Origin of the sequence: Streptomyces sp. NPDC051563 (assembly GCF_044454225.1) — a bacterium.
Classification (GTDB): domain Bacteria; phylum Actinomycetota; class Actinomycetes; order Streptomycetales; family Streptomycetaceae; genus Streptomyces.
Window position 1 is genome coordinate 47,845 of record NZ_JBITDL010000037.1, and the last position, 26,235, is coordinate 74,079.

Annotated in this window: 21 protein-coding genes and 1 other RNA gene; 3 read left to right on the forward strand and 19 right to left on the reverse strand. The window is 73.2% G+C overall.

The genetic code is table 11. The features are described 5' to 3' along the window. Positions 1–34 precede the first annotated feature (34 nt). The 6 genes from ACIA8F_RS33460 to ACIA8F_RS33485 all read right to left on the reverse strand — a co-directional run bounded on the left by ACIA8F_RS33460 (position 35) and on the right by ACIA8F_RS33485 (position 8,356). Entirely contained in the window at positions 35–2,368 is a 2,334-nt protein-coding gene (locus tag ACIA8F_RS33460; RefSeq protein WP_399384501.1) for a xanthine dehydrogenase family protein molybdopterin-binding subunit, read from the reverse strand. Next, on the reverse strand, positions 2,365–4,428 hold the full coding sequence (locus ACIA8F_RS33465) for a 2Fe-2S iron-sulfur cluster-binding protein (RefSeq protein WP_399384503.1): 2,064 nt from the start codon (positions 4,426–4,428) through the stop codon (positions 2,365–2,367). The genes ACIA8F_RS33460 and ACIA8F_RS33465 overlap by 4 nt, the downstream gene beginning before the upstream one ends. Then, on the reverse strand, positions 4,425–5,357 hold the full coding sequence (locus ACIA8F_RS33470) for an FAD binding domain-containing protein (RefSeq protein ID WP_382976312.1): 933 nt from the start codon (positions 5,355–5,357) through the stop codon (positions 4,425–4,427). Before ACIA8F_RS33470 ends, ACIA8F_RS33465 begins: the two co-directional genes overlap by 4 nt. 264 nt (positions 5,358–5,621) lie before the next feature. Beyond that, complete coding sequence (locus ACIA8F_RS33475; protein ID WP_399384504.1) at positions 5,622–7,271, reverse strand: beta-N-acetylhexosaminidase; 1,650 nt, start codon at positions 7,269–7,271, stop codon at positions 5,622–5,624. A gap of 151 nt (positions 7,272–7,422) precedes the next feature. Beyond that, positions 7,423–7,710, reverse strand: coding sequence for a DUF3039 domain-containing protein (locus ACIA8F_RS33480; protein ID WP_243337322.1), 288 nt, complete (start codon positions 7,708–7,710; stop codon positions 7,423–7,425). Positions 7,711–7,795: 85 nt separating this feature from the next. Then, a complete protein-coding gene (locus ACIA8F_RS33485) occupies positions 7,796–8,356 on the reverse strand; it encodes a YqgE/AlgH family protein (protein ID WP_399384506.1) in 561 nt (186 codons plus the stop codon). A 273-nt stretch (positions 8,357–8,629) separates the two neighbouring features. Between ACIA8F_RS33485 and murA the strand changes: the two genes are divergently transcribed. Beyond that, on the forward strand, positions 8,630–9,973 hold the full coding sequence (gene murA / locus ACIA8F_RS33490; RefSeq protein ID WP_383951820.1) for a UDP-N-acetylglucosamine 1-carboxyvinyltransferase: 1,344 nt from the start codon (positions 8,630–8,632) through the stop codon (positions 9,971–9,973). 206 nt (positions 9,974–10,179) lie between these two features. Here the strand turns inward: murA and ACIA8F_RS33495 are convergent, their stop codons facing one another. The 8 genes from ACIA8F_RS33495 to ACIA8F_RS33530 form a co-directional block, all read right to left on the reverse strand. Next, positions 10,180–10,461, reverse strand: a complete 282-nt coding sequence (locus ACIA8F_RS33495; RefSeq protein WP_007264399.1) for an HU family DNA-binding protein — start codon at positions 10,459–10,461, stop codon at positions 10,180–10,182. 332 nt (positions 10,462–10,793) lie between these two features. Then, positions 10,794–12,218 (reverse strand): NAD-dependent malic enzyme, encoded by a 1,425-nt coding sequence (locus ACIA8F_RS33500; protein ID WP_399384508.1) that lies wholly within the window; start codon positions 12,216–12,218, stop codon positions 10,794–10,796. 495 nt (positions 12,219–12,713) lie between these two features. After that, complete coding sequence (locus ACIA8F_RS33505; protein ID WP_399384509.1) at positions 12,714–15,044, reverse strand: HelD family protein; 2,331 nt, start codon at positions 15,042–15,044, stop codon at positions 12,714–12,716. Positions 15,045–15,172: 128 nt separating this feature from the next. After that, positions 15,173–15,742 (reverse strand): CGNR zinc finger domain-containing protein, encoded by a 570-nt coding sequence (locus tag ACIA8F_RS33510; RefSeq protein WP_399384532.1) that lies wholly within the window; start codon positions 15,740–15,742, stop codon positions 15,173–15,175. Between the two features lie 60 nt (positions 15,743–15,802). After that, the gene (locus ACIA8F_RS33515; RefSeq protein WP_399384511.1) at positions 15,803–16,345 is read right to left on the reverse strand and encodes a GNAT family N-acetyltransferase; all 543 of its coding nucleotides are present in this window, start codon (positions 16,343–16,345) and stop codon (positions 15,803–15,805) included. 87 nt (positions 16,346–16,432) lie between these two features. Next, positions 16,433–17,581, reverse strand: coding sequence for a uroporphyrinogen-III synthase (locus tag ACIA8F_RS33520; RefSeq protein WP_399384513.1), 1,149 nt, complete (start codon positions 17,579–17,581; stop codon positions 16,433–16,435). A 193-nt stretch (positions 17,582–17,774) separates the two neighbouring features. Then, positions 17,775–19,145, reverse strand: coding sequence for a nitrate/nitrite transporter (locus tag ACIA8F_RS33525; protein WP_399384515.1), 1,371 nt, complete (start codon positions 19,143–19,145; stop codon positions 17,775–17,777). Positions 19,146–19,354: 209 nt separating this feature from the next. After that, a complete protein-coding gene (locus ACIA8F_RS33530) occupies positions 19,355–20,320 on the reverse strand; it encodes a LysR family transcriptional regulator (protein WP_399384516.1) in 966 nt (321 codons plus the stop codon). 103 nt (positions 20,321–20,423) lie between these two features. On the opposite strand from ACIA8F_RS33530, the gene ACIA8F_RS33535 reads away from it, so the two are divergent. Beyond that, positions 20,424–21,785, forward strand: coding sequence for an MFS transporter (locus ACIA8F_RS33535; RefSeq protein WP_399384518.1), 1,362 nt, complete (start codon positions 20,424–20,426; stop codon positions 21,783–21,785). A 58-nt stretch (positions 21,786–21,843) separates the two neighbouring features. On the opposite strand, the gene ssrA is transcribed toward ACIA8F_RS33535, so the two are convergent. From ssrA to ftsE, 5 genes are all read right to left on the reverse strand, one after another. Next, positions 21,844–22,232, reverse strand: a transfer-messenger RNA (tmRNA) gene (gene ssrA, locus ACIA8F_RS33540). Between the two features lie 127 nt (positions 22,233–22,359). Continuing rightward, positions 22,360–22,845, reverse strand: a complete 486-nt coding sequence (gene smpB / locus ACIA8F_RS33545; RefSeq protein WP_399384519.1) for an SsrA-binding protein SmpB — start codon at positions 22,843–22,845, stop codon at positions 22,360–22,362. 18 nt (positions 22,846–22,863) lie between these two features. Next, positions 22,864–24,084: a S41 family peptidase gene (locus ACIA8F_RS33550; RefSeq protein ID WP_399384521.1), complete on the reverse strand. Its 1,221-nt coding sequence runs from the start codon at positions 24,082–24,084 to the stop codon at positions 22,864–22,866. Positions 24,085–24,151: 67 nt separating this feature from the next. After that, positions 24,152–25,075 (reverse strand): permease-like cell division protein FtsX, encoded by a 924-nt coding sequence (ftsX, locus tag ACIA8F_RS33555; RefSeq protein WP_383951457.1) that lies wholly within the window; start codon positions 25,073–25,075, stop codon positions 24,152–24,154. A gap of 17 nt (positions 25,076–25,092) precedes the next feature. Then, positions 25,093–25,782, reverse strand: a complete 690-nt coding sequence (ftsE, locus tag ACIA8F_RS33560) for a cell division ATP-binding protein FtsE (protein WP_243337359.1) — start codon at positions 25,780–25,782, stop codon at positions 25,093–25,095. Between the two features lie 225 nt (positions 25,783–26,007). Between ftsE and ACIA8F_RS33565 the strand changes: the two genes are divergently transcribed. Next, the gene (locus ACIA8F_RS33565) at positions 26,008–26,202 is read left to right on the forward strand and encodes a hypothetical protein (RefSeq protein WP_399384523.1); all 195 of its coding nucleotides are present in this window, start codon (positions 26,008–26,010) and stop codon (positions 26,200–26,202) included. Positions 26,203–26,235: the final 33 nt, after the last annotated feature.

Genomic DNA, 26,235 nt, shown 5'->3' on the forward strand with positions numbered 1-26,235 from the left:
GTTTCGGGTTGCAGGTGCAATCAGGGTCACAAGGTTACGAGTTGGGCGCCGCCACGGCCGCGGATGGCCGGATCGGGATCCTGTTGACCGGGCGGCCCGTGGCCGCGCGGACCGCCGAGGCGACTGCCGCCGGGGCCGTGACCACCGGGACGGCGCTGGCCGGCTTCGCGCCGAAGGGGGCCACCACGTCGCGTTCTTCGACTAGTTTGACGATGCGGACCGTCGGGGCGTCCAGGGAGGTGGGCAGGGCGTACCCGGTCAGGTCCGGGTGGCGGATCAGGCCGGAGGCGGTGCGGAGGTTTTCCGTCAGGGCGGCGCCCACGCCCTGGATGACGCCGGCTTCGATACGGGCTTCCAGCTGGCGGGGGTTGAGGACGCGGCCGACGTCCTGGGCGACCGCGAGTTCCACGACCCGTACCGAGCCGAGCTCGATGTCCACGTCGACCACCGCGCGGATCGCGCAGAAGGCGAGGCCCACGAAGGCGTCGCCCTGGCCGTCGCCGTCCAGCGGCTCCGTGGGGTGCGGGCGGCACTGGGCCGTGGCCCAGAGTTCCTTGCCCTCCATCGCCTCGGCGACGGTGGTGGAGAAGGCCCCGTCGTACGACGTGATCCGGCCATCCGCGATCTGGAGCAGCTCGGTGGACATGCCCAGTTTGTGCGCCATCGGCTGGAGGAGCTGGGTGCGGACCATCTTCGCGGCGCGTTCCACCGCGCCGCCCGAGACCCAGGTGTGGCGGCCGTGGGCGGAGGGGCCCGCCGGCGGCTGGTCGGTGTCGACCGGGGCGGTGACGACCTCGTCGACGCCCAGGGTCTCCTGGACGATCTGGCGGGCGAGCGTGGAGAAGCCCTGGCCGGTGTCGACGGCCGCGCAGATGACGGTGGCCGAGCCGCCGACGATCTTCACGGTGGCCGTGGACACCTCGTCGGTGCCCTCCGCGCCGAGCATGTGGACCATGCCGACCCCGTACCCGACCCCGCGCCGCACCGCGCCCGGCTCCCCCGCGCCCTCCGGGCCGCCGGGGAGCAGCCAGTCCTCCTCCGGGGTGTCCTTCGGGAGGGCGGGCAACTCGTGGTCGCGGACCGCGCGCAGGAGTTCCGCCACGGGGGCGGGGCAGGTGACCGTCTGGCCGGTCGGGAGCAGGTCGCCGGTGGCCAGGACGTTGCGCAGGCGCAGTTCGGCGCCGTCGATGCCGAGGGCGGCGGCCAGCTTGTCCATCTGGCCCTCGTAGGCCGCGCAGACCTGGAGGGCGCCTTCGCCGCGGACGTGTCCCGACGGGGGGTTGTTCGTACGGACGGCCCAGCCTTCGACGAAGGCGTGCGGGACCACGTACGGGCCGCAGGCGAAGGCCACCGCGGCGGCCAGGGATTCCGAGGAGGCGTCGGCGTAGGCGCCCGCGTCCATCAGGATCTGGGCCTCGACCTTGACCAGGCGGCCGTCCGCGTCCGCGTGGTGGCGGTAGCGCAGCAGCGTGGGGTGGCGGTGCGGGTGGCCGAGGAAGGACTCCTCGCGGGTGGCGGCCAGCTTGACCGGGCAGCCGGTGCGCAGGGCGAGCAGGCCCAGCGGGAGCTGGAAGGCGGCGTCCTCGCGGTCGGCCGTCGCGCCCGGGACCCCGGTGACCACGACCCGTACGCGGTCCGGGTCCAGCCCGAAGCAGGCGGCGGCCAGGTCGCGGTCGGTGTGCGGGTCGGTGGAGGCGGTGTAGATCTCCACGCCTCCGTCGGGGCGCGGCACGGCCAGCCCGGCCTCGGCGCCGATGGGGGCGGGGTCCTGGCGGCCGATGCGGTAGAGGCCCTCGACGACCACCTCGCCGGTGGCTTCGGGGTCGCCGTAGCGCAGCGGGATGTGCCGGATCAGGTTGCCGTCGGGGTGCAGGTCGGGGGCGCCGAAGGCCTGTTCGGGGTCGGTGACGGGGTCGAGGAGCTCGTACTCGACGGCGATGGCGGCGGCCGCGAGGCGTGCGGTGTCCGGGTGGTCGGCGGCGACGGCGGCGATGGGCTCGCCGTGGTGGCGGACCACGTCGTGCGCGAAGACGGGCCGGTCGGCGATGCGGCGGCCGTGCGTGGTGGCGCCGGGGACGTCGGCGTGGGTGACGACGGCCCGCACGCCGGGCATCTCGGTGGCGGCGGAGGTGTCGACGGAGAGGATGCGGGCGTGGGCGTGCGGGGAGCGCAGCACGGCGGCCCAGAGGAGGCCCTCGGCCCACAGGTCGGCGGCGTAGGGGAAGGTGCCCTCGGTCTTCGCGCGGGTGTCGGCGGCCGGGACGGACGCGCCGATGCCGCGCGGGACCGCGGACTCCGACGGCTCCGCGCCCTCGGGGGCCGGTGCCGCGACCGATACCGGGACCGTCGCCGCGTCGTGGGCGGTCACTGCGTGCCCCCTTCGTGGCTGCCGTGGTTCCCCTGCATCCCGTGGTCCCCCTGGTTCCCGTGGTTCCCCTGCATCCCGTGGACGCCGCCCTCGCCCGGCAGGGCCTGGTGCGGGATCCGGGCCTCGGCCGAGGCCGCGGCGGCCGCTTCCGCCGCCGAACCGCGCTCGGCGACGACCTCGCGCACGGCCTCGATGACTCCCGAGTACCCGGAGCAGCGGCAGAGGTTGCCGCACAGCGCCTGGCGGGTCTCCAGCTCGCTGGGGGCGTGGTTGCCTTCCAGCAGGTCGTGGATGGTCATGGCCATGCCGGGCACGCAGAACCCGCACTGCACCGCGCCCGACCTGCACAACGCCTCTTGGACGTCCGACAGTTCCCCGTCGGTCGCCAGACCTTCCACGGTCCGGACCTCGCTGCCGGCCGCGGTGGCGGCCGGGACGAGGCAGGAGGCGACGAGCCGGCCGTCGACCTGCACGGCGCAGGCCCCGCATTCGCCCTGCGAGCAGCCGTCCTTGGCGCCGGCCAGGCCGAGGCGCTCGCGCAGCACGTAGAGGAGGGACTCGCCGATCCAGGCACCGGTGACGGGGCGGTCGGCGCCGTTGACGCGCAGGACGTAGGAGGCCGACGGATGCTCGTGATGCGCGACGGCGGCGGCGTCCGCCCCGTCGGCGTCCTCGTGGCCGTACGTCGCCCCCTCGCCCGGAATCCCTTCGGCCGTCGCCGCCGGAGCGCTCTCGCCAGCCGGGTCGGCGCCGTCCGCACCCGGCGCGGGCGCGGCCCCTGCTCCGCCGTCGGCCGGCACGGCTCCGCCGTCACCCTGCTCCGCCGGCGCGGCCCCTGCTCCGGCCCCGTCCTGGTCCCCGTCCGCCCCCTGGTCCGCGGCTCCGGCCCCTGCCCCTGCCCCGCCTTCGCCCTCGGCCCGGAACTCCGCGCCCCGGACTTCCTCGCCCCGGGCTTCCTCGCCCCGGGCTTCGCCCTCGGTCCCCGGATGCTGCCGCTCCCCCGAGTCGGCGGCCTGCGCCGGGCCGTGGGCGGCTTCGATGTCGTGCGGGGCCGGGTAGCCCGGCTCCCCGTCCAGCGGGGTACCGACCCCCGGCCCGCCCAGCACGCGCGGTCCGCGTCCCGGGCCCGGCGCCGGCGCGAAGGAGCCGCCGGCCGGTGCGGAGGACCCGGGGAGCACCCCGGAGCCCAGCGGGTCGGAACCCTGCGAGCCGGAGCCCAGCGGGTCCGGACCCGGTCCGCCGGAACCGGGCTGCTGCGCCACGTACCCGCGCGCGCCCTCGAAGTCGCGCGCGCCCTCGAAGTCCGGATGGGTCGCCCACGGGGCCGCGGCCCCGCCGGGCAGCGTCGCGGGGGCCTGGCTCCAGTCGGCCGAGGCCGCGAGCTGCCCGAAGCTGCCCGTGTCGCCCGCGCCCCCCGGGGTCCACACGTCGCTCGCCGCCGCCTCGGGGAACCGCCACTCGGCGGTCGACCCCGGTTCGTGCGCGCCGGCCCGGCTGCCCGCGAAGGGCTCGGCGACGGGCTCGGCGAAGGTCTGCGCGACGGGCTCGGCGAAGGGCTCGGCGAACTGCTCGGCGTAGGAGTCCCCGTAAGGCTCTCCGTAAGACTCCGCGTAAGGCTCCCCGAAGGGCTCCGCGACGGGCTCGGCCGCCGGCTCCGCCGCCGGTTCCGCGAACGCCGCGGCCACCGAGGCGGGGATCGGCACCGACGCCGGGATCGGTGCCCGCGCCGCGGTCCCCGAAGTGCCCGCGCCCGCACCCGCGTCCGCCGGGGCCGGCGCGCCCGCCTCCGGCCACTGGACCGGGATCGTCCACGTGCCCGTGGCCGCGGGATCCGTACTGCCCGTGCCCAGCGGCACGATCATCGGCGGCGGCACGTAACCGTGCCCGGGGGCGGCGAGGGGCTCACCGGTGCCGAGCGCGTCCAGCATGTCCTGCGGGAGTTTCACGAAGGCCGTCGCGTCGGAGTCGTACTCGCCGCCGTGCGGCACCGGCTCCCAGCCCCTGTGGGGTCCGGCAGGTCCCGTCGGGCCCGCAGCACCCGTGTTCTCGTTCTCACTCATGAGCTCAGCGCCCTCCCCAGGGCCCTCCGTGCCAGCACGGCCACCGTCCGCCGCAAATGCAGTACTGCGGGAGCCACCGGCTCCCCCTGGTCGGGCACGCAGGCCGCCGCGACGTACTCGCCGAAGGCTTCGAGCGCCTCGGGGGCCAGACTGCGGTCCCCGTCCCAGTCGATCAACGATGCAACCCACTGCTCGGCTTCCAGCGGCCGCAGCGGCATCGGGGCGACCGCGCCGATCGCGCAGCGCACACCCCGGCGCGCGGGGTCCAGTACGAGCCCCACGGACGCCGTCGCGCGCCCCGGTCCCGTACGGCCCGTGGCCTTGAGGAACACCTGCGGCGCGTGCAGCAACGGCACGCGCACGAAGCCGATCAGCTCTCCGGGGCGGAGCATCTCCCGGCCGGCGAGCAGGTGCGAGACCGGGATCTCGCGCCGCGAGCCGCCGGGCCCGACGATGACGAGCACGGCCTCCAGCGCGGCCAGCACGGGCAGCGCGTCACCGGTCGGCGCGGCCGTGGCGATGTTGCCGCCGAGCGTGCCGGCGTTGCGGATCTGCGGCGGGCCGGCGGCGCGCGCGGCGGCGGCCAGGGCCGGGATCAGGGCGGCGAAGTCGGGGCGGCCCATGCGCGCGTGCGTGAGGCCGGCGCCGAGCAGTGCGTGGCCGTCCTGGTACTGCCAGCCGCGGATCTCGTTGATCCGGCCGAGGCCCACGAGGGCGGCGGGGCGCAGGAGTCCCGCGTTGACGGCGGCCATGAGGTCGGTGCCGCCCGCCACGGGGACGGCGGCGGGCATGGCCGCGAGCGCCGCCACGGCCTCGTCGAGCGAGGCCGGCAGCGTCACGGACTGCGCCGCGTTCCCCGCCCGCGGGTCGCTGCGGGGCCCCTGGGACGAGTCCCGTGCCTGCGGTGCGTGCGGTGCGTGCGTGGTCAACCCAGCTGCCCCTTCCCGATGTCCCGGTCCCGGCGCTCACGCCTGTCCGCCGTACGGTACGTGCTCACCGCCGGGAGGTGGCAACTCTGGCACATCTTCCGGAGCACCCGACGCGAGGGTCCACCGGCCGCGCACCACCGGCGCACCACCCCCGCAAGACCCCGCGCACGGCGCCCCGCACGGCCCCCGCCCGGAGTCCGCACGACCCGGCCGCGGGGGCCTCGCGCTCGCCCCCGGGGGCACCGCTCACCCCGCGGGGGCCCGTCACACGTTCGGGGGCGCTCCCTCGATCGGGCGTCCGAGCAGTCCGGGCCGGCGCTGCCGGGGCAACGGGCCGCCGGGCGGCCGGTAGTCGACCCCGAGGGCGTCCAGGCGGCGGTAGTGGGCGGTCATCCGCGCGTCGAAGCCGGCGTAGTCCCGCTCCCCGGGCTCCGGCAGCCGGGACCACACCACCTCGGCGAAGGCGGCGAGGCGCGGGAACACCTGGTAGTCGACGCGGCTCTGGTCCTCCATCACCTCGGTCCACACGTTGGCCTGCGCGCCCAGCACGTGGGCGGCGGCCTCTTCGGACAACTCCGGCGGTACCGGCTCGAACCGGTACACGTCCTCCAATGACCGTACGTATCCGATGGGCACCGGCTCGTCCTCGCCGGCCGCCTGACGGTGGTCCAGGTAGACCTGCTGCTCGGGGCACATCACCACGTCGTGGCCGGCCTCGGCGGCGGCGACGCCGCCCGCGTAGCCGCGCCAGGAGGACACGGCCGCCCCCGGGGCCAGGCCGCCCTCCAGGATCTCGTCCCAGCCGATGAGCCGGCGGCCGCGTTCGGCGAGCCAGCCGTCGAAGTGCCGGATGAACCAGGACTGCAGACCGTCCTCGCCGTCGACCCCCAGCTCCCGGATCCGCTCCTGCGCGAGCGCGGAGGCCTTCCACTGCGTCTTGGGGCATTCGTCGCCGCCCACGTGCACGAAGGGGGAGACCTCCGCGGGGAACACCTCCAGGAGTTCCTCGAAGACCCCCTCGTAGAACCGCAGGACGGCCTCGGTGGGGGCGAGCACGTTCTCGTTGACGCCCCAGTCGTCCCACACCCCCAGGGCCGCCGTGTCCACCACGTCCGCGTTGCCCAGCTCCGGGTACGCGGCGATCGCCGCCTGGGAGTGCCCCGGTACGTCGATCTCCGGGACCACCCGCACGTGCCGCTCCGCGGCGTACGCGACGATCTCGCGCAGGTCGTCCTGGGTGTAGAAGCCGCCGTGCGGGGTCTCCCGCCACAGCGGCGAGGCCCGGTGGCCCCACCGGCTGCGGGCCCGCCAGGAACCGACCTCGGTGAGCCGCGGGTAGCGCTTGACCTCCATCCGCCAGCCCTGGTCGTCCGTCAGGTGCAGGTGCAGCACGTTGAGCTTGTGGGCGGCGAGCAGGTCGATGTAGCGCAGCACCCCGTCCTTGGGCAGGAAGTGGCGGGCCACGTCGAGCATCAGGCCGCGCCAGCCGAAGCGCGGCCCGTCCAGGAGGTCCCCGACCGGCAGCCGCCACACCGCGCCGGGCAGCGGTGCCCGCCGGAAGGCGCCCGGGCCGAGCAGCTGACGCAGCGTCTGGGCGGCGTAGAAGAGGCCCGCCTCGTCGGCGCCCTCCAGCAGGACGAGGCCGGGGGCGACGTGGAGCTCGTACGACTCCGCCCCGGTCCCCCGCGCGATGTCCGGGCGCAGCGCGAGCCGGATGACCGGGCGGGCGCCGTGCTCCCCGCCGCGGACCGGGGCCGGCAGCTCCCAGCCGGTGGCGGCGCCGAGTTCGCGCCGCAGCCAGCGGGCCGCGCCCCCGGTGCCGGGTCCGGTATCGAGGAGCGGGTCGGTGAGCTCGACCGTGCCCCCGTCGGGCAGGAATCGCGCGTACCGGGGCTGCGGGATCAACTCGGGCATGGCCTCGACCTCCACCGTTGCATCAGGTGCAACGAACGTTTCACAGGGCGCTGATGCGGCGACCCTAACCCGCCCCCGGGACATGACAAAGGCCCCCGGGTGCACAGCTGCGCACCGGGGGCCTTCGTCCCGTTCCAGGAGGGCCGGAGGGCTACTTCCCGTCCTTGCCGCCCTTGTCCTTGTCCCCGCCGGGGCCCATGGACTCGTAGATCTCCTTGCACATGGGGCAGACCGGGTACTTCTTCGGGTCCCGGCCCGGCACCCAGACCTTGCCGCAGAGCGCGACGACGGGGGTGCCCCCGAGCGCGCTCTCCATGATCTTGTCCTTCTGGACGTAGTGGGCGAAGCGCTCGTGGTCGCCGTCGCCGTGGGACACCTGCGGCGTCGGCTCTACGAGGGTCCCCGTACCAGTCCCGCGATCGGGCTCAAGAGTGCTCATGACTGCCAGGGTACCGAGTCCCTCGCGCGCGAGGGATCCCGCGGCGGCCGCCCCGCCCCGGCCCCGGCCCCGGGCCGCCCCGGGCTCAGTTCAGCGACGGGTCGTCCGCGTACGTGGCCACCATGGCCAGCTCGCTGCGCTGGCGGCGCAGCACGGCGCGCCACAGGCGTTCCGGGTCCGGGAAGGAGACGTCGCCGGGCTCGGAGTCGACGACGTACCAGGCGCCGACGCCCAGTTCCTCCTCCAGCTGACCCGGGCCCCAGCCCGAGTAGCCGGCGAAGATGCGCAGGCCGCCGAGGGCGGCGGCGAGGAGTTCGGGCGGGGCCTCCAGGTCGACCAGGCCGATCGCCCCGTGCACCCGGCGCCAGCCGAGGGGTCCCTCCTCGCCCGGGATGACGGCCAGTCCCAGCGCGGAGTCCAGCGCCACCGGGCCGCCCTGGAAGACCACTCCGGGATCCTTGGCCAGCGGTGCCCAGGACAGCAGGACGTCACCGACGCCCACCGGGGTGGGGCGGTTGAGGACGACACCGAGCGAGCCCTGGTCGTCGTGGTCGAGCAGCAGGACGACCGCGCGGTCGAAATTCGGGTCCGCGAGGGCGGGGGTGGCCACGAGCAGCCGCCCTGTGAGGGAGGACACCTCGGTCATGGCGCCATGGTCTCGCACATTCGCCCGTGAGGGGGAGTGGGCGGCACATCCGGACCCTGCGCAGCTCAGGGCGGACCGCGGCGGTCCGGGGCGCGCGGGGCCCCGCGGCCGGACCCGGTGCGGAAGGGGACGCTCCGCCACCTGGCGCACACCCAGGGTGTTGTGCCGAATTCATGACAGTCCTACGGCCCCGTCAGCCTTACGAACAGGGGGGTCGTGCCCCTTACCCTTTTCACTGGCCCCCTGCCCACCCCTCTCCGGAACGCGAGATTCATGACCGGCATCAGTGACGATGTACTGCTTGTCCACGGCGGAACCCCGCTCGAGGGCGAGATCCGTGTCCGCGGCGCGAAGAACCTCGTACCCAAGGCGATGGTCGCCGCCCTGCTCGGCAGTGAGCCCAGCCGGCTGCGCAACGTCCCCGACATCCGGGACGTCCGGGTCGTGCGCGGACTGCTCCAGCTGCACGGGGTGACCGTCCGCCCCGGCGACGAACCGGGCGAGCTGGTGCTCGACCCCTCGCACGTCGAGAGCGCGAACGTCGCCGACATCGACGCGCACGCGGGCTCCTCGCGCATCCCGATCCTGTTCTGCGGCCCGCTGCTGCACCGGCTCGGCCACGCCTTCATCCCCGGCCTCGGCGGCTGCGACATCGGCGGCCGGCCGATCGACTTCCACTTCGAGGTGCTCCGCCAGTTCGGCGCGACCATCGAGAAGCGCGAGGGCGGTCAGTACCTGGAGGCCCCGCAGCGACTGCGCGGCTGCAAGATCCGCCTGCCCTACCCCTCGGTCGGCTCGACCGAGCAGGTGCTGCTGACGGCCGTCCTGGCCGAGGGCGTCACCGAGCTCAGCAACGCCGCCGTCGAACCGGAGATCGAAGACCTCATCTGCGTCCTGCAGAAGATGGGCGCGATCATCTCCGTCGACACCGACCGGACCATCCGGATCACCGGTGTGGACCGCCTCGGCGGCTACAACCACAAGGCGCTCCCGGACCGGCTGGAGGCCGCCTCCTGGGCGTCCGCGGCGCTGGCCACCGGCGGCAACATCTACGTGCGCGGCGCGCAGCAGCGTTCGATGATGACCTTCCTGAACACCTTCCGCCGGGTCGGCGGGGCGTTCGAGATCGACGACGACGGCATCCGCTTCTGGCACCCGGGCGGCCCGCTCAACGCCATCGCGCTGGAGACGGACGTCCACCCCGGCTTCCAGACCGACTGGCAGCAGCCGCTGGTCGTGGCGCTGACCCAGGCCACCGGCCTGTCGATCGTCCACGAGACGGTCTACGAGTCCCGTCTGGGATTCACCTCCGCGCTCAACCAGATGGGTGCGCACATCCAGCTCTACCGGGAGTGCCTGGGCGGCAGCGCGTGCCGCTTCGGCCAGCGCAACTTCCTGCACTCGGCCGTCGTCTCGGGTCCCACCAAGCTCCAGGGCGCCGACCTGGTCATCCCCGACCTGCGCGGCGGGTTCTCGTACCTGATCGCGGCGCTCGCCGCCGAGGGCACCTCGCGGGTGCACGGCATCGACCTGATCAACCGGGGCTACGAGAACTTCATGGAGAAGCTCGTGGAACTGGGCGCCAAGGTCGAGCTCCCGGGCGGGGACCTCGTCTAGATCCGCCCGTAGATCCACCCAGACCGTCCCAGAACGCCCCCACGGGCCCCGTACAGGGCCTGTGGGGGCGTTCTGGCTCCCGGGGGCCACTCGCGGCGCCGGGAGCGCCGAGAGGCGGCCACCCGGTGCCGGGTGGCCGCCTCTCGCGTACTACGTACTACTACTGCCGTCCCGAAGGCCGGTGCGGCCTTCGGCACAAGGGCGGACTACTTGCCCTTGGCGGCTTCCTTGAGCTTGGAGCCCGCGGAGACCTTCACGCTGTAGCCGGCCGGGATCTGGATGGGGTCGCCGGTCTGCGGGTTGCGCGCGGTGCGAGCGGCACGGTGGGTGCGCTCGAAGGTCAGGAAGCCGGGGATGGTGACCTTCTCGTCGCCCTTGGCGACAATCTCGCCGACGGTCTCGGCGAGCGCGGCCAGAACGGCGTCGGCGTCCTTGCGGGTCACCTCGGCGCGCTCGGACAGAGCGGCCACCAGCTCACTGCGGTTCATGTTGTACTCCCGTGTTCAACGTGCCTTAGAGGCGTGAGATCGAAGCCGATGCTGCCAGGGCCCTAGGACAGTCCCCGGACCCGGGTCTGACGTCAGACCCTCTCGCCCGGTTACGCATCCTGCCCCCACCACCGGCGGGAAAGCCAATCCGGCACCCGCCGGGGTCACACGAAAAGCGCCACAGTCACGCCGCGGTGACGCTCCGTCCGCACCGGAAGGCGTTCCGGACGGAGTCCGGATGACGTCCCCAGACGCGGACCGCGGGCCACGCGGGCATCCCCGCAACCCTATGGGCGGCCCGGGGGGCCCGCATCCCGCGACGCGCCGGGGGATCAGACGGAGGTGGGCGGCGTCACAGCCGCGGAGGCGGCCTTGCGGACGGCTCCGGCGACCGCGCCCGCGACCTTGTCGTTGAAGACGGACGGGATGATGTAGTTCGCGTTCAGCTCGTCCTCGCCGACCACGTCGGCCAGGGCGCTCGCGGCGGCCAGCATCATGTCGGTGTTCACGGTGCGGGACTGGGCGTCCAGCAGGCCGCGGAAGACGCCCGGGAAGACCAGCACGTTGTTGATCTGGTTCGGGAAGTCGGAACGGCCGGTGGCCACGACGGCGGCGGTCTGGCGGGCGACCGCCGGGTCCACCTCGGGGTCCGGGTTCGCGAGCGCGAACACGATCGCGCCTTCCGCCATGGCGGCCACGTCCTCGCCGGACAGGACGTTGGGGGCCGAGACGCCGATGAAGACGTCGGCGCCGACCACGGCCTCCTTCAGGGTGCCCGTGTAGCCCTCGGGGTTGGTGTTGTCGGCGATCCAGCGCAGCGGGGAGTCGGCGGCCGCGTCGACGAGGTCGGGGCGGTCCGCGTGCACGACACCGTGGATGTCGGCGCTGACGGCGTTCTTGACGCCGGCGGCGAGGAGCAGCTTGAGGATCGCGGTACCGGCGGCGCCGGCGCCCGACATGACCACCTTGACGTCGCCAACGGCCTTGCCCACCACGCGCAGTGCGTTGGTGAGGGCGGCGAGGACCACGATGGCGGTGCCGTGCTGGTCGTCGTGGAAGACGGGGATGTCGAGGGCCTCGCGCAGCCGGGCTTCGATCTCGAAGCAGCGCGGCGCGGAGATGTCCTCCAGGTTGATGCCCGCGAAGCCGGGGGCGATGGCCTTGACGACGGCCACGATCTCGTCGGGGTCCTGGGTGTCCAGGCAGATCGGCCAGGCGTCGATGTCGGCGAAGCGCTTGAAGAGGGCCGCCTTGCCCTCCATGACCGGCATGGCGGCCATCGGGCCGATGTTGCCCAGGCCCAGCACGGCGGAGCCGTCCGTCACGACTGCGACGGTGTTGCGCTTGATCGTCAGACGGCGGGCGTCCTCGGGGTTCTCGGCGATCGCCATGCACACGCGGGCCACGCCCGGGGTGTAGATCATCGAGAGGTCGTCGCGGTTGCGGATGGGGTGCTTCGACTGCATCTCGATCTTGCCGCCGAGGTGCATCAGGAAGGTGCGGTCGGAGACCTTGCCGAGGCTGACGCCCTCGATCCCGCGGAGCTTCTCGACGATCTCGTCGGCGTGCGCGGTCGACGTCGCGGCGATGGTGACGTCGATGCGGAGCTTCTCGTGACCGGATGCGGTCACGTCGAGGCCGGTGACCGAGCCACCGGAGGACTCCACGGCGGTGGTGAGCTGGGAGACCGCGGTTCCGCTCGCGGGCACTTCCAGGCGGACCGTCATCGAGTACGAGACGCTGGGCGCCGTTGCCATGGCCGTGTTCCTCTTCTGTCCCTGGTTCTTCTGTACACAGGGCCCAGCGCTGCTCCGGCCGAAACATGGCAGGTGCGGCAGGACCTGTTGTCCGATCGTCCCACCTACCAGCCGGTACAAGGTAACCAGCTACAAATTTCGGAAGAACTCTTCCACCATACGAGATAACTCCCGTCTGGGGAATGGGTGGCCCATACAAAAAAGGTCCGCGCCCCCCACTGGGTGGGAGGCGCGGACCTGGTGCTTCATACGTCTATGACACCGACCCGCCATGCTCGCCTCGCGGCAAGTGGTCGCTCTAGGCGACTAAGGTTGGGCCCGGGGGCTTGGATCGAGTCGGTGCCGTAACCCAGGCTAACAAAGGTTCGCCGGAAGTGATCCCCCCACCGGCGACCGGTTGCGGGACCACGCCGTTGGCCGCCGACCAACCGGCCCTACGAGGGCCCGCGCGACCCCCCGGGAGTCCGCGCCGGGGCCGGGGCCGGCCCCGGCGGCCTACGGCCGGAGCAGCGCCGCGACCCCCTCGGCATCCGGCTCGTCCCGGTCGGTGGAGACCACCGTCAGCTGCTGGGTCGCGCGGGTCAGGGCCACGTAGAGCACCCGCAGGCCCGCCGGGGACTCGTCCGCGATCTCCGCCGGGGAGACGACCACCGTGGCGTCGTACTCCAGGCCCTTCGCCTCCAGGCTGCCCAGGGCCACCGCCCGCTCCCCCAGGTCCGCGAGCCAGCCCGCGGCCTCCGCGCGCCGGTCCATGGCCACGACCACGCCGACCGTGCCGTCCACCTGCTCCAGCAGCCGCCGGGTCTCCTCCACGACCGTGGAGCGCAGCTCCCCTCCCGCGGGGTCCACCGCCGTGAAGCGCGGCCGCAGGCCCGTGGAGCGCACGGCCGTCGGCGGCTCCGTGCCCGGCGCCGCCAGCTTCAGCACCCGCGAGGCGACCTCGGCGACCTCGGCCGGGTTGCGGTAGTTCACCGTCAGGGTGAACTTGCGCCGCGGCCGCGTGCCCAGCGCCTCGTCTCGCGCGGCGGCCGCCTCCTCGGGATCGGTCCACGAGGACTGCGCCGGGTCACCGACCACCGTCCACGTGCCGCCCCGGCCGCGCCGGCCCACCATCCGCCACTGCATCGGCGTCAGGTCCTGCGCCTCGTCGACGATGACGTGGGCGTACTCGGTGCGCTCCGCCGCGAGCCGCTCGGCCCGCTCCCACTGGGTCTCCTCTCGGGTCGGCATCAGCTCCTCCAGCCCGCTCAGCTGGTCCAGCGGGTTCAGCTCGCGCTTGCGCTTGGGCCGCGCGGGCGCGCCCAGCAGCTGCTGGAGCTCGTCCAGCAGCGCCACGTCGTGCACCGACAGGGCGCCCTTGCCGTCCGGGCCGACCCGGCGCAGGGAACGTGCCACCTGCCGGGTCTCGCGCGGGTTCAGGTCCCGGCGCGACCAGCGCGACAGGCGCCGCTCGTCCGCCATGGAGGCCAGCACCCCGCGCGGGGTCAGCTCCGGCCACCAGGCGTTCAGGAAGTCGATGAACGCGTCCTCCGTCGAGATGTCCTCGTCGAAGGCGGAGCGCAGCTCGGCGGCGAGCTCCGGGTCGCTGTGCCGGCCGGCCCCGCCGGACTTCGAGTACAGCGCGTCCAGCAGCAGCTTGCGGGCGCGCGGGCGCAGCAGGTTGACCGGGGCGGTGCCGGACAGGACGTTCTGCCGGATCCGGTCGAGGTCGGGGGCCTCCAGCTCCTGGCGGCGCCCGAAGGCCACCACGCGCAGCCGGTCCGGGGCGGGCGCCCCGCCGGGACCGCCGAACTCCAGAGCTCCCCGTACGGCCTTGCGCAGCACCTTCAGCATCCGGGACGAACCCTTGATGCGTGCGGTGGACGGATCGTCGTACGTGGTCGCCTCGGCCCCGTCGACGAGGGATCCGAGCGCCCGGATGGCGACCTGGCCCTCCTCGCCGAGCGAGGGCAGGACGCCCTCGGTGTAGGCGACCAGCAGCGGGGTCGGGGAGACGATCAGGATGCCGCCGGAGTAGCGCCGGCGGTCCTGGTAGAGCAGGTAGGCGGCGCGGTGCAGGGCCACGGCGGTCTTGCCGGTGCCGGGGCCGCCCGCGACCTCGGCGACCGAGGCGGCGGGCGCCCGGATGACGAGGTCCTGCTCGGCCTGGATGGAGGAGACGATGTCGCGCATCGAGTGGGTACGGGCCCGCCCGAGGGCGGCCATCAGGGCGCCGTCGCCGATGACGGGCAGCTCGCCCCCGTCGAGGAAGGCGGTCACCTCGGGGCGCATCAGGTCGTCCTCGACGCCGAGCACCTTGCGGCCCTTGGAGCGGATGACCCGGCGGCGCACGACGCGGCCGGGCTCCTTGGGGGTGGAGCGGTAGAACGGCGCGGCCGCGGGGGCCCGCCAGTCGATGACGAGCGGCGCGTAGTCGGAGTCGAGGACCCCGATGCGGCCGATGTGGAGCGTCTCGGCGATATCGGCCGTGAGGTCGGTGCGGATCGCGTCGTCGGCGGGTTCGACGGAGGTGAAGGCGCCGTCGGGGCCCCGTTCCCCGTCCTTGCCGAGGACCAGGTCGATGCGGCCGAACAGGAAGTCCTCGAACTCGTTGTTGAGACGGTTGAGGTGGATCCCGGCGCGGAACACCTGCGCGTCCCGCTCCGCGAGGGCGCCCGGCGTGCCGACCTGCCCGCGCTTGGCGGCGTCGTTCATCAGGAACTCCGCCTCGTGGATCTTCTCCTCAAGGCGTCGGTACACGTGATCGAGATGCGTCTGCTCGACCGCGATCTCCCGATCGCGGACGGAATCCGCCGTGCTGTCGACAGCGGCATTCTGCGCGGCCACCAAGGCCCCTTTCTGACGTGCATGGGCAGCCGTCAACCGTACGCCAAGGGGCCGTTCCGCGCACGCCCCTTCCGGGACGGCTCGCGGACCGGGACGAAGATCACGCCCGGCGGGCGGCGCGGGCCGGGTCAGCCGGGGCGGGATGCGAGGACGCGGCGCCGGTGGCGGGCCACCCGCTCGCGGTTCCCGCAGAGCTCGCTGGAGCACCAGCGGCGGCGGTGGCCGCGCGAGGTGTCGAGGTAGACGCGGCCGCAGCCCTCACCCTCGCAGGCCCGCAGCAGGTCCCGTTCGCCGGGGTCGGTGAGCAGTTCCACGGCGTCCCGGGCCACGGCGGCGAGCAGTCCGGCGCATTCGACGCCGCCGCACAACTCCCGTACCAGGTGACCTTCTTGATCCTGCACGGCACACAGTCCCGGGGGTGGGCCGGCGGCCGCCGCGTTGACCCGGGCCAGCGGGTCCCGCGGCGGCGCGGCTCCGGCCAGCTCGGCCCGTACGAGGCTCTCGACGTCGGCGCGCAGCACCCGGAAGGCGTGCACCCAGTCGTCGCCGACCCGGGTGAGCGGCGTCCGGTCGGGCACCAGCCCGGCTCCGGTGAGCCACAGGCGCAGCCCGTCGCCGTCCCGGATGCCCTCGGTCTTCGCGAGAGGCGCAAAAGCAGCCACCAGGTCCAGGCAGACCCGCCCGGAGTCGAACCACATGCCCGTCACCGCCTCCCTCTCGGGGCGTGCCCCCAGAGTGCCCGTCGCGGGGGCAGTCGGCTAGAGGGCGGGGGGCTCGTCGTTGAGGAGGAGCTGGAAGAGGCGGTGGTCGCGCCAGTCCCCGCCGACGTGCAGGTAGCGGGGCGCGAGCCCGTACTGCTCGAAGCCCGCCTTCGCCAGCACCCGCTGGGACGCCAGGTTCTCGACGCGGGTCCCCGCCTCGACCCGGTGCAGGCCCTCCTCGTCGCGGGCGATCCGGATGACCTCCTGCAGCGCGGCGGTGGCCAGCCCCTTGCCGGCCTCGGCCTCGTCGATCCAGTAGCCGATGGCGCCGCTGCACAGGGCCCCGCGCACGATGTTCTGGAGGTTGATCGTCCCGGCCACCCCGCCCGCGGCCACCAGCACGAACGGTCGGGCCCGCCCGCCCTCGCGCGCCTCGAGCAGCTCCTCGATCCGCGTCCGCTGCCCGGCCTCGGTGTAGAACTCCTCGGTCCGCCACGGCTCGTACGGGGCCATGTACGCCCGGTTGCGGTCCAGCGCCTCGGCGACCCCGGCGGCGTCCGCCGTCCGGATCTCCCTCATCTCCACACCGTCAACGATCATCCGAACACGTTAACGGAGGGCTCCCCGGTCAACGGAAGACCTCGGTCGCCCCGGTCCCCTCAGTCCCGTCCGTGCTGCTCAGTCCGCTCAGTCCGCGCAGGCGCCCGCGTCGAGGGACAGCCGGTAGCCGCGCTTGACGACGGTCTGGATGAGGTTGGGGGCGCCCAGGGCCACCCGCAGGCGGGCCATCGCCGTTTCCACCGCGTGCTCGTCGCGGCCCGCGCCCGGGAGGGCGCGCAGCAGTTCGGAGCGGGCCACGACCCAGCCCGGGCGCCGGGACAGCGCCCTGAGCAGGGCCATCCCGGCCGGCGGCACCGGGCGCAGCTCGCTGTCGACGAGGACCGCGTGCCCGCGCAGCTCCAGCCGGTGCCCGGCGACCGGGAGCACGCGGGCCCGGCCGGGGAGTTCCTGGCACAGGAGCTGCACGAGGGGTCCGAGCCGGAAGCGCTCGGGCTGCACCGTGGGCACGCCTTCCGCCTGCAGGGGCAGGGCCGTCACCGGTCCCACGCACGCCGACAGCACCGATCCGCGGGTCAGTGCGCCGAGCAGCTGGTCCCGTACGCCCCGCTCCGCGGCCCGGGACAGCAGCGAGGCGGCCGCGGGCGCGGAGGTGAAGCTGACCGCGTCCACCCCGCCGGCGACCACGGCGTCGAGCAGCCGGTCCAGCGGCCCGAGGTCCTCCGGCGCCATCCATCGGTAGACGGGTACGCCGACCACCTCAGCCCCACCCGCCCGCAGGGCCTCGATGAACCCGGGCAGCGGTTCCCCGTGCAGCTGGAGGGCGATGCGCCGGCCGGCCACCCCGGCCGTGAGCAGCCGGTCCAGCACCTCGGCGAGGGACTCCGAGCGCGGGGACCAGGTCTCCACGAGCCCGGCGGCCCTGATCGCGCCCTTCACCTTCGGTCCGCGCGCCAGCAGTTCGGTCTCCCGCAGCCGCCCGAGCAGTTCCTCGCCGAGCCCCCACCCGTCGGCCGCCTCGATCCAGCCGCGGAAGCCGATGGCGGTGGTCGCCAGCACCACGTCGGGGGCGCAGGCGATCAGCTCCTTGGTGGCGGACAGCAGTTCGGCGTCGTCGGCGAGCGGCACGATCCGCAGGGCGGGCGCGCGCAGCACGGTGGCCCCGCGGCGGCGCAGCAGGGCGATGAGCTCGTCGGCCCGCCGGGCGGCGGTGACCCCGACGGTGAATCCGGCGAGCGGGCCGGCGGGCTGACCGGTCCGGGTGTCCTGGTCGTGCATGGTGACCTGCCTAGCGCAGTGGTCGGGTCCGGTGTCGGTGCCGGTATCGGGGGCCGGTGTCGGCGTCCGGTGTCGCGGTCCGGTGTCGCGGTCACACGCACGCGTGACGCTCGCGCGAACCGAGCCTGCCCTGGTGGCGTATCAGGCTCGGTTCACGCGTATTTCGGTGCCGTTAACCGGCGTGTGCGGGCCGTTACACCGTGGTGAGCTGCGCCTTCGGCTCCGCTCCGGCCGTGGGGATCACCGCCCGGACGGGCCGGCGAAGGTATACCGCCCAGGTGACGGCGCAGCACACCGCGTAGAAGCCGAGGAAGGTCACGAAGGCCGCCGTGCCCGAGCCGGAGCTCAGGAACGCCTCGCGGAAGACCAGGTTGATGCCGAGGCCGCCGAGCGCGCCGACCGCGCCGATGAGTCCCATGGAGGCGCCGGACAGCCGCCGCCCGTACGCGGCCGCTTCCTCGCCGCTCATGCCGCGGGCCAGCGCCTTCGCCTGGAAGATGCCGGGGATCATCTTGTAGGTGGAGCCGTTGGCGAGGCCGCTGAGGACGAACAGCCCCACGAAGCCGACGAGGAACACCGGCAGGGATTCCCGTACGGAGGCCAGGACGACCACTCCGGTCGCCGCCGCCATCGACACGAAGGCGCCCAGGGTGATCCACGCGCCGCCGAAGCGGTCCGCGAGGGCCCCGCCGACCGGCCGGATCAGCGAGCCGAGCAGCGGTCCGACGAAGGTGAGCGAGGCCGCCTGGAGCGGGGTGCGGCCGAACTGCGTCTGCAGGACCAGGCCGAAGGCGAAGCTGTAGCCGATGAAGGAGCCGAAGGTGCCGATGTACAGGAACGCCATGATCCAGGTGTGCCCCTCGCGGACCGCCTCCCGTACCGCTCCGGTGTCGCCCCGCACGGGCGCCAGGTTGTCCATGCGCAGTGCGGCGAGCGCCGCCGCGAGCACGATGAGCGGGATGTAGGCGCCGAGCAGCAGCCGCGGGTGGCCGGCTCCGGCCGTACCGATGACCAGCAGGGCCACCAGCTGGACGACGGGGACGCCGATGTTGCCGCCGCCCGCGTTCAGGCCGAGCGCCCAGCCCTTCTTGCGCAGCGGGAAGAAGGCGTTGATGTTGGTCATCGACGAGGCGAAGTTGCCTCCGCCGACCCCGGTCAGCGCGGCGACCAGCAGGAAGGTGCCGTACGAGGTCCCGGGCTCCATCACCAGCCAGGCGGCGACCGTCGGGGCGAGCAGCAGCAGGGCGCTGACGACGGTCCAGTTGCGGCCGCCGAAGCGCGCCACGGCGAAGGTGTAGGGCACCCGGACCAGGGCGCCGACGCAGGTGGCGGTGGCGATGAGGAAGAACTTCCCGGCGGGGTCGATCCCGTACGCCGGGCCCATGAAGAGCACCATCACGGACCACAGCGACCAGATCGAGAACCCGATGTGCTCGGAGAGCACGGAGTAGAGCAGGTTGCGGCGGGCGGTCTTCTCCCCCGTCTCCCGCCAGAAGGTCTCGTCCTCGGGGTCCCACCGCTCGATCCAGCGGCCACCCTTGCGCGGTGCGGTCGTACTGGTCATCACACGCCTCCACAGCTGCTGCGATCACGTCGCGCTCGGCGCACACATCGGGCTCGTCGGGCTCGTCCGGGGCGTCGGGCTCATCTGCTCGGCGGCTCGGCGGGCTCGGCGGGCTCGGCGGCTCCTCGCGTCCCGTCCGTGGTGACGACCGTAGGAAGGGCTCGTTTCGGCCCCGGTCCCCGCCGGATGACCGGCGGGAAACCTTGCTCTCACCCGCCGTCCGGGGCCGGTGTGAGCGAGCCGGGCAGCCAGCTGTCCGGCGGCACGTCCAGCCAGCCGTGCCCCGCCCCGAGCTCGGCGGCGGCGCGGCGCAGCGCGTCCAGCCCGGGATGGCCCGCTCCCTTGCGCCACACCATGGAGAGCGGCGACAGTGGCACCGGGGCTGTCAGCGGCCGCTTGACGCAGCCGGGCAGGTCGACGAAGCCCACCGTGGCGAGGACCGGATGGCCCGTCTTGGCCATGACCCGGCGGAACTCGTCCTTGCCCACCGCCACCGGCGCGGGCGGCGCCGGCGCGATGCCCCGGCCGGCGAACAGCTCGCGCGCCAGCCCGGTCCACTCCCGGGTCCGCGGGTTCCCGGCCCCGGTGTACACCGTCTCGCCGCGCAGCGCGTCCAGCGGTACGGAGTCCAGCGCGGCCAGCGCGTGCCCCTCGGGCAGCAGCACGGCGAGCGGCTCGTACCGTACGGGCGCCGTGTCGAGGCGGGCCCGCAGGCCCGGGTCGAGGCCGTCGGCGTACCCGAAGGAGACGTCGAGGCGGCCCGCGGCGATCTCGGCGGCGGCGTGGGTGAGCCCGGACTCGAAGCGGGCCATCAGCTCGCAGTCGGGGGCCAGTTCGCGGGCCCGGTCCAGGATGCTGCGGGCGGTACCGGGCCCGTCGGTGTTGAGGTCGACGAGCAGCGGCCGGGGCCCCGCGAACGCCCCGGCCAGCTCCTCGTGGGCGCGCAGCACTCCCCGGGCCAGGGGCAGCAGCCGCTCCCCGTCCGGGGTCAGCTCCACGGCGCGGGTGGTCCGGACGAACAGGGGCGCGCCCAGGATCTGTTCGAGCCGGCGCACGTCCCGGCTGAGCGCCTGCTGGGCCAGGTAGAGCCGGGCGGCGGCGCGGGTGAAGTGCAGTTCCTCGGCCACGGCGAGGAAGGCGCGCAGCAGGCGGGGTTCCACGTCTCGGGGCGTCACCTGCGGAGACTAGACAACGGCGGGCGGACTGACAACGCAGAGCGGTGAATCGGCCCTGAACAGGTGTTGGACCGCTGACGGCCCCCGGCCCGAGCCTTGATCCATGCCCACCACCCCGCCGGTTGCCCCGCCGGTCACCCCGGCCTCGCGCGGCCCGCTCATGGCCGTCTCCGGCAGCACGCTGGTCCTCGCCGCCGCCCCGGCACGGCAGGAGCACCCGTACCGGGCTGCGCACCCGTACCGCGCGGCGCACCCGGCCCGCGCTGCGCAACGGACCCGCGCCGGACTGCCGGCCCGCGCCCCGGGCCCGTACCGGCGGCTCTTCGCGCTTCCCGGCACCCGCGGGTTCACCACCGGGAACCTCATCGCCCGGCTCCCCATGGGCATGTTCGGCATCAGCGCCGTCATGATGATCTCCGGGCAGCGCGGTTCGTACGCCCTCGCCGGGGCGGTCGTGGCCGCCGGTCTGGCCGCCACCGCCCTGGTGGCGCCCTGGACGGCCCGGCTGGTCGACCAGCACGGGCAGGCCAGGGTCGCCGTGCCCGCCACCCTGATCGCGGTCCTCGGCTCGCTCTCCCTCGTCGTGTGCGTCCGGACCGGCGCCCCCGCGTGGACCCTCTTCGCCTCCTACGCCGCCACCGCGACCACCCCCAACATCGGCGGCATGTCCCGCGCCCGCTGGACCCACCTGCTGCGGGACGACCCGGCCTCCCGGCACACCGCGATGTCCTTCGAACAGGCCGCGGACGAACTGGCCTACATGCTCGGGCCGGTGGCCGCCGCCTTCCTGTGCACCGCCGCCTTCCCGGAGGCGGGCGCCCTCGCCGGGGCCGCCCTGCTGCTCACCGGGATGCTGGTCTTCACGGCCCACCGCGCCACCGAACCCCCGCCGGCGCCCGCGGTCCGGGGGCCCTCCCCGCTCCGCGCCCTGGGCGGACTGCTGCCGCTCTTCCTCGCGCTCGGCGCGATGTTCGGCTCCATGGAGATCACCTCCATCGCCCACCTGGGCGCCCACGGCCTCGGCGGGCTCTCGGGCCCGGTCCTCGCCCTCCAGGCCGCCGGCTCCTGCGCCGCGGGCCTGCTCTACGGCACCCTGCGCCCGCGCACGCTCCCCGTCTGCCTCGGTGTCCTGGCCCTCGCCATGGCCCTGCCCTGGGCGGCGGCGGCCACCGGCTCCCTGCTCCCCCTGGCCCTGGCCCTGCTGCTGGCCGGCATGGCCACGGCCCCGGTCATGGTGACCGCGATGTCCCGGATCCACGCCGTCACCCCGCCGGGCCGCCTCAACGAGGGCATGACCCTCGCCTTCACCGCCCTCCTCGCAGGCATCGCCGCCGGCTCCGCGACGGCCGGCGCGGCGATCGACCACTGGGGCACCACGGCCCCGTACGCCCTGCCCGCGGGGGCGGCCCTGCTGGCACTCCTCCTGGGCGGAGTCGGACTCCTCCGGACCGTCACACATCGCTGACGGGCACGACAAAGGCCCCGCAGCCTGAGGGCCGCGGGGCCTTTACCCAACATGGGGGTTGTGGAGATGGCGGGAATCGAACCCGCGTCCAACGGTGCAGAAGTAGGGCTTCTCCGAGCGCATTCCGCTGCGCTTTTCTCGGCCCCGGAGATCACACGGACAAGTCTCCGACGGGCTCAGTCACTGTTTGATTTCCCTCTATCCCCCGTGACCGGAGTTAGAGGTTTAGATCCCTAATTGACGCCAGGATCCGGACCGGGACCACTTCCGGGCTGACGCTCCTCACAGAGGCTTCAGCTCACTGTTATTAGGCAGCGAGGGTGAAGCGGGAGTTATCGCTCTTGGAGTTGGCGATTATTGTTTGCGACATATGGTTAACGAGATCATTGCCGCTTCCTCGGCTCGCTTCCCCTACATCGACATCCGCTGTCGAAACCGATCATCCCCATGTTTCAAGCTGTTCAGTTATGAGATCCAGCAGGCGCTCTCCATGCGTCCCGCCCGACCGGCGCCACCCGCAAGCGCGTGGTGCTGACGCCATCGTACGCGAAGTGGACCACTGCATGCCAGAAGATTAAAGCTGGCCGCGCTCCTTGCGCTTCACGGCCGAGATCACCCGGTTCGTCTCGCGCGTGTCCTGCTTCTCGCGCAGCGCCTGCCGCTTGTCGTACTCCTTCTTGCCCTTCGCCAGCGCGATCTCGATCTTCGCCCGGCCGTCCTTGAAGTACAGGGCGAGCGGCACGATCGTGTTGCCCGTCTCCCCCGTCTTCGACTCCAGCTTGTCGATCTCCTCGCGGTGCAGGAGGAGCTTGCGCTTGCGGCGCGCGCTGTGGTTGGTCCAGGTGCCCTGGCTGTACTCCGGCACGTGCACGTTGTAGAGCCAGGCCTCGCCGCTCTCCACCGACACGAAGCCGTCCACCAGCGAGGCGCGTCCCTGGCGCAGGGACTTGACCTCGGTACCCGTGAGCACGAGGCCGCACTCGTAGGTGTCGATGATCGTGTAGTCGTGCCGCGCCTTCTTGTTCTGGGCGATCAGCTTGCGCCCTGTTTCCTTAGCCATAGTGCGGTCATTTTCGCACTACGGACCCACCCCGATGCCACTCAATACCGTGCGGGCCCGTTCCTCGACCCGGTCCGCCGCCGCCAGGTCGGGGGTGATGCCCGTGCCGTCCAGGCTGCGGCCCGCCGGAGTGCGGTACGTGCCCACCGTCAGCTCCGCCACCGATCCGTCGGGCAGCTCCGTCGGCATCTGCACCGCGCCCTTGCCGAAGCTGCGGGTGCCGACCGCCACCGCCCGGCCGCGGTCCTGGAGGGCTCCGGTGACCAGCTCGGCCGCGCTCATCGTGCCGCCGTCGATCAGCGCCACCAGCGGGCGGGCCGTGTCGCCGCCCGGGGCCGCGTAGAGGGCGCGCTGCGCCCCGCGCACGTCGTACGTCGCCACCAGCCCGCCGTCCAGGAAGGCGGAGGCGGCCGTCACGGCCTCGGTGACCAGGCCGCCGGTGTTGCCGCGCAGGTCGAGCATGACCCCGCCGCCGGCCGGGGCGGCGCGGACGGCGGAGCGGACCAGGTCGCCGGAACCCCGGGTGAAGGAGGCGACCTTGATGACCGTGATCCCGCCGGGCAGTTCCCGTACCGTCACGGGCTCGCTGCGCAGCTTCTCGCGCCGCACCGTCTCCGTCAGGTCGGCCCCGGCGCGGGTCAGCTTCAGCTGCACGGGGGTGCCGGCCTCACCGCGCAGCAGGGACACCACCTCGGCCACCCCGAGCCCGGTCACGCCCTGCCCGTCGATGCTGAGGAGGCGGTCCCCGGCGCGCATCCCGGCCCGCGCCGCGGGGCTGCCGGGCTGGACCCGGTCGACCTCGATGCGGCCGTCGCGCCGCCGCCCGGCCCACAGGCCGACGCCCGTCCACTGGCCGTCCAGGTCGTCGGCGAAGGCCTCGTACTCGCCCTGGTCGTACACCGCGGCCCAGCGGTCCCCGCTGCGGCTGACCACGTCCTGGGCCGCCGACTTGGCGGACTTGCCCTCGGCGACGGCTTCGGCCGCCGCGCGGGCCACCGCGTCCCGGTCGGCGGTGGCCGCCTCACGCGGCGCCCGAACCGGTGCACGCGGCCCTGGCTGTCCCGCGGCGGACTCCGTGGCCGCCACCAGGGCGGCGGGGGCGGCGGACGGCCCGGAGGCGGCGCGGTCCCAGCTCCCGGTACAGGCGCCGGCCCCCACGGCGGCGAGGAAGACCAACGTCAAAACGGCCCCGCGACGTACGTCACGGGGCCGGAGACAGAGGGCGGGCAGTCCCGGCATGGCGCCGAGTCTAGGACAAGGCCCGCGATGGTACGGGTGGTTGGCCGTACCGCTCGCGGGGCGCTCGTCACACCTTCAGGTACTTGCGCAACGCGATGAAGGCCGCCAGCGAGGGCATCAGTACGCCGATGACGAGGACGAGCGGCAGCTTGGTCAGCACCGAGTCCCAGCCGATGAAGTTGATGAGCTCCATCTTGTCGCGGAGCGCGGCACCGTGGTCGATCACGAAGTACTGGCCCGCCCCGAGCATCCCGCAGGCGAACAGCGCGCCGATCAGGCCGGCGAAGGCCGCCTCCATGATGAACGGCACCTGGATGTAGAAGCTGGAGGCTCCCACCAGCCGCATGATCCCGGTTTCGCGCCGACGGCTGAAGGCCGAGACGCGCACCGTGTTGACGATCAGCAGCAGGGCCACGATCAGCATGATCAGCATGATGCCGAGGGCGGCCCAGTTGAGGTAGCCGAGGAGTCTGAAGAGGTTGTCCAGCACGGTGCGCTGGTCCTCGACCGACTGGACGCCGTCACGTCCGGAGAAGGAGGTCGTGATGACCTTGTACTTCTCCGGCTGCTTGAGCTTCACCCGGAAGGACTCCGGCATCTGGTCCGGGGTGATGGACGCGGCCAGGGCGGTGTGCCCGAACTGCTCCTTGTAGTGCTTGAAGGCCTCGTCGGAGGACTCGTAGGTGACGGCCTCGACGAGGTCCATCCCCTTGAGTTCCTTCTCCAGGGCCTGCTTCTGCTCCGGGGTCACCGCACCCTTGGAGCAGGAGGCCCCGTTGGTCGCCTCGGCATCGCTCTTGTTGCAGAGGTAGATGGAGACGTTGACCTTGTCGTACCAGTACCCCTTCATCTTGCTCACCTGGTCGCGCATGAGCAGGGAACCGCCGAACAGGGCCAGCGACAGGGACACGGAGATGATGACCGCGAAGGTCATGGTCAGATTGCGGCGGAGACCGACCCCGATCTCCGACATGACGAACTGGGCGCGCATCGCGTCTCAGGAGCCTTTCAGTGCTGGTAGCCGTAGACGCCGCGCGACTGGTCGCGGACGAGACGGCCCTGCTCGAGTTCGATGACGCGCTTGCGCATCTGGTCGACGATCTGCTGGTCGTGGGTCGCCATGATCACGGTGGTGCCGGTCCGGTTGATCCGGTCCAGCAGCTTCATGATGCCGACGGAGGTCTGGGGGTCCAGGTTGCCGGTGGGCTCGTCCGCGATCAGCAGCGCCGGCCGGTTGACGAAGGCACGGGCGATGGCCACGCGCTGCTGCTCACCACCGGAGAGCTCGCCGGGCATCCGGTCCTCCTTGCCGCCGAGGCCGACGAGCTCCAGGACCTGGGGAACGGCCTTCTTGATCTCGCCGCGCGGTCTGCCGATGACCTCCTGGGCGAAGGCCACGTTGTCGGCCACCGACTTGTTGGGCAGCAGGCGGAAGTCCTGGAAGACGGTCCCCAGCTGGCGCCGCATCTGCGGAACCTTCCAGTTGGAGAGCTTGGCGAGGTCCTTGCCCAGGACGTGCACCTGGCCGTGGCTCGCCCGCTCCTCGCGCAGGATGAGCCGCATGAAGGTGGACTTGCCGGAGCCGGAGGAGCCGACCAGGAAGACGAACTCGCCCTTCGCGATGTCCAGGGAGACATCTCTGAGTGCGGGGCGGCTCTGCTTCGGGTAGGACTTGGAGACGTTGTCGAATCGGATCACGGGTGCACCACGGTCGCCGGGAGTAGGTGTCCGTGACCATACGCGAACAGGCGCGAGGTGTGGACCCGGCGTCCGGAGTTGCCCGATATATCCCCTGGTCCGAGAGGTGTACGACCGCGATTGCCCGGAGGGGCCGCGCCGAATGTCATCGAAGCTGGCACAGTGGGAGGGGGAACGGACCCGTTCCCGCGACCGTTGTAACCGAGGGGACGAGAGGAGGAGCGCATGACATATGACCGGCTCGTGTGCGCGAACTGCGCCGGACCCGTCAGCCAGGGCCGCTGCCGCGTGTGCCGGGCGAACCGGGAGCGCCTCCAGCAGGAGGGCCCCTTCTCCGGTGGACTGAACCCGGTGGCGCTCGTCGCGCTGCTGGTGATCCTGGTGGCCGCGCTGGCACTGGTGGCCCAGCAGACGGCGTAGTTCCTCAGCCGCCACGTCCCGATCAGACGCAGT

Excerpts from the sequence above, each read along its gene's own strand:
- ACIA8F_RS33475 (WP_399384504.1), bottom strand. The coding sequence starts at position 7,271 with ATGCCCGAGTTGATCCCGCAGCCCCGGTACGCGCGATTCCTGCCCGAC.
- ACIA8F_RS33465 (WP_399384503.1), bottom strand. The coding sequence starts at position 4,428 with ATGAGTGAGAACGAGAACACGGGTGCTGCGGGCCCGACGGGACCTGCC.
- ACIA8F_RS33495 (WP_007264399.1), bottom strand. The coding sequence starts at position 10,461 with ATGAACCGCAGTGAGCTGGTGGCCGCTCTGTCCGAGCGCGCCGAGGTG.
- murA (WP_383951820.1), top strand. The coding sequence starts at position 8,630 with ATGACCGGCATCAGTGACGATGTACTGCTTGTCCACGGCGGAACCCCG.
- ACIA8F_RS33525 (WP_399384515.1), bottom strand. The coding sequence starts at position 19,145 with ATGACCAGTACGACCGCACCGCGCAAGGGTGGCCGCTGGATCGAGCGG.
- ACIA8F_RS33500 (WP_399384508.1), bottom strand. The coding sequence starts at position 12,218 with ATGGCAACGGCGCCCAGCGTCTCGTACTCGATGACGGTCCGCCTGGAA.
- ACIA8F_RS33565 (WP_399384523.1), top strand. The coding sequence starts at position 26,008 with ATGACATATGACCGGCTCGTGTGCGCGAACTGCGCCGGACCCGTCAGC.
- ACIA8F_RS33510 (WP_399384532.1), bottom strand. The coding sequence starts at position 15,742 with ATGTGGTTCGACTCCGGGCGGGTCTGCCTGGACCTGGTGGCTGCTTTT.
- ACIA8F_RS33480 (WP_243337322.1), bottom strand. The coding sequence starts at position 7,710 with ATGAGCACTCTTGAGCCCGATCGCGGGACTGGTACGGGGACCCTCGTA.
- ACIA8F_RS33550 (WP_399384521.1), bottom strand. The coding sequence starts at position 24,084 with ATGCCGGGACTGCCCGCCCTCTGTCTCCGGCCCCGTGACGTACGTCGC.
- ftsX (WP_383951457.1), bottom strand. The coding sequence starts at position 25,075 with ATGCGCGCCCAGTTCGTCATGTCGGAGATCGGGGTCGGTCTCCGCCGC.
- ACIA8F_RS33515 (WP_399384511.1), bottom strand. The coding sequence starts at position 16,345 with ATGATCGTTGACGGTGTGGAGATGAGGGAGATCCGGACGGCGGACGCC.
- ACIA8F_RS33535 (WP_399384518.1), top strand. The coding sequence starts at position 20,424 with ATGCCCACCACCCCGCCGGTTGCCCCGCCGGTCACCCCGGCCTCGCGC.
- ACIA8F_RS33520 (WP_399384513.1), bottom strand. The coding sequence starts at position 17,581 with ATGCACGACCAGGACACCCGGACCGGTCAGCCCGCCGGCCCGCTCGCC.
- smpB (WP_399384519.1), bottom strand. The coding sequence starts at position 22,845 with ATGGCTAAGGAAACAGGGCGCAAGCTGATCGCCCAGAACAAGAAGGCG.
- ACIA8F_RS33485 (WP_399384506.1), bottom strand. The coding sequence starts at position 8,356 with ATGACCGAGGTGTCCTCCCTCACAGGGCGGCTGCTCGTGGCCACCCCC.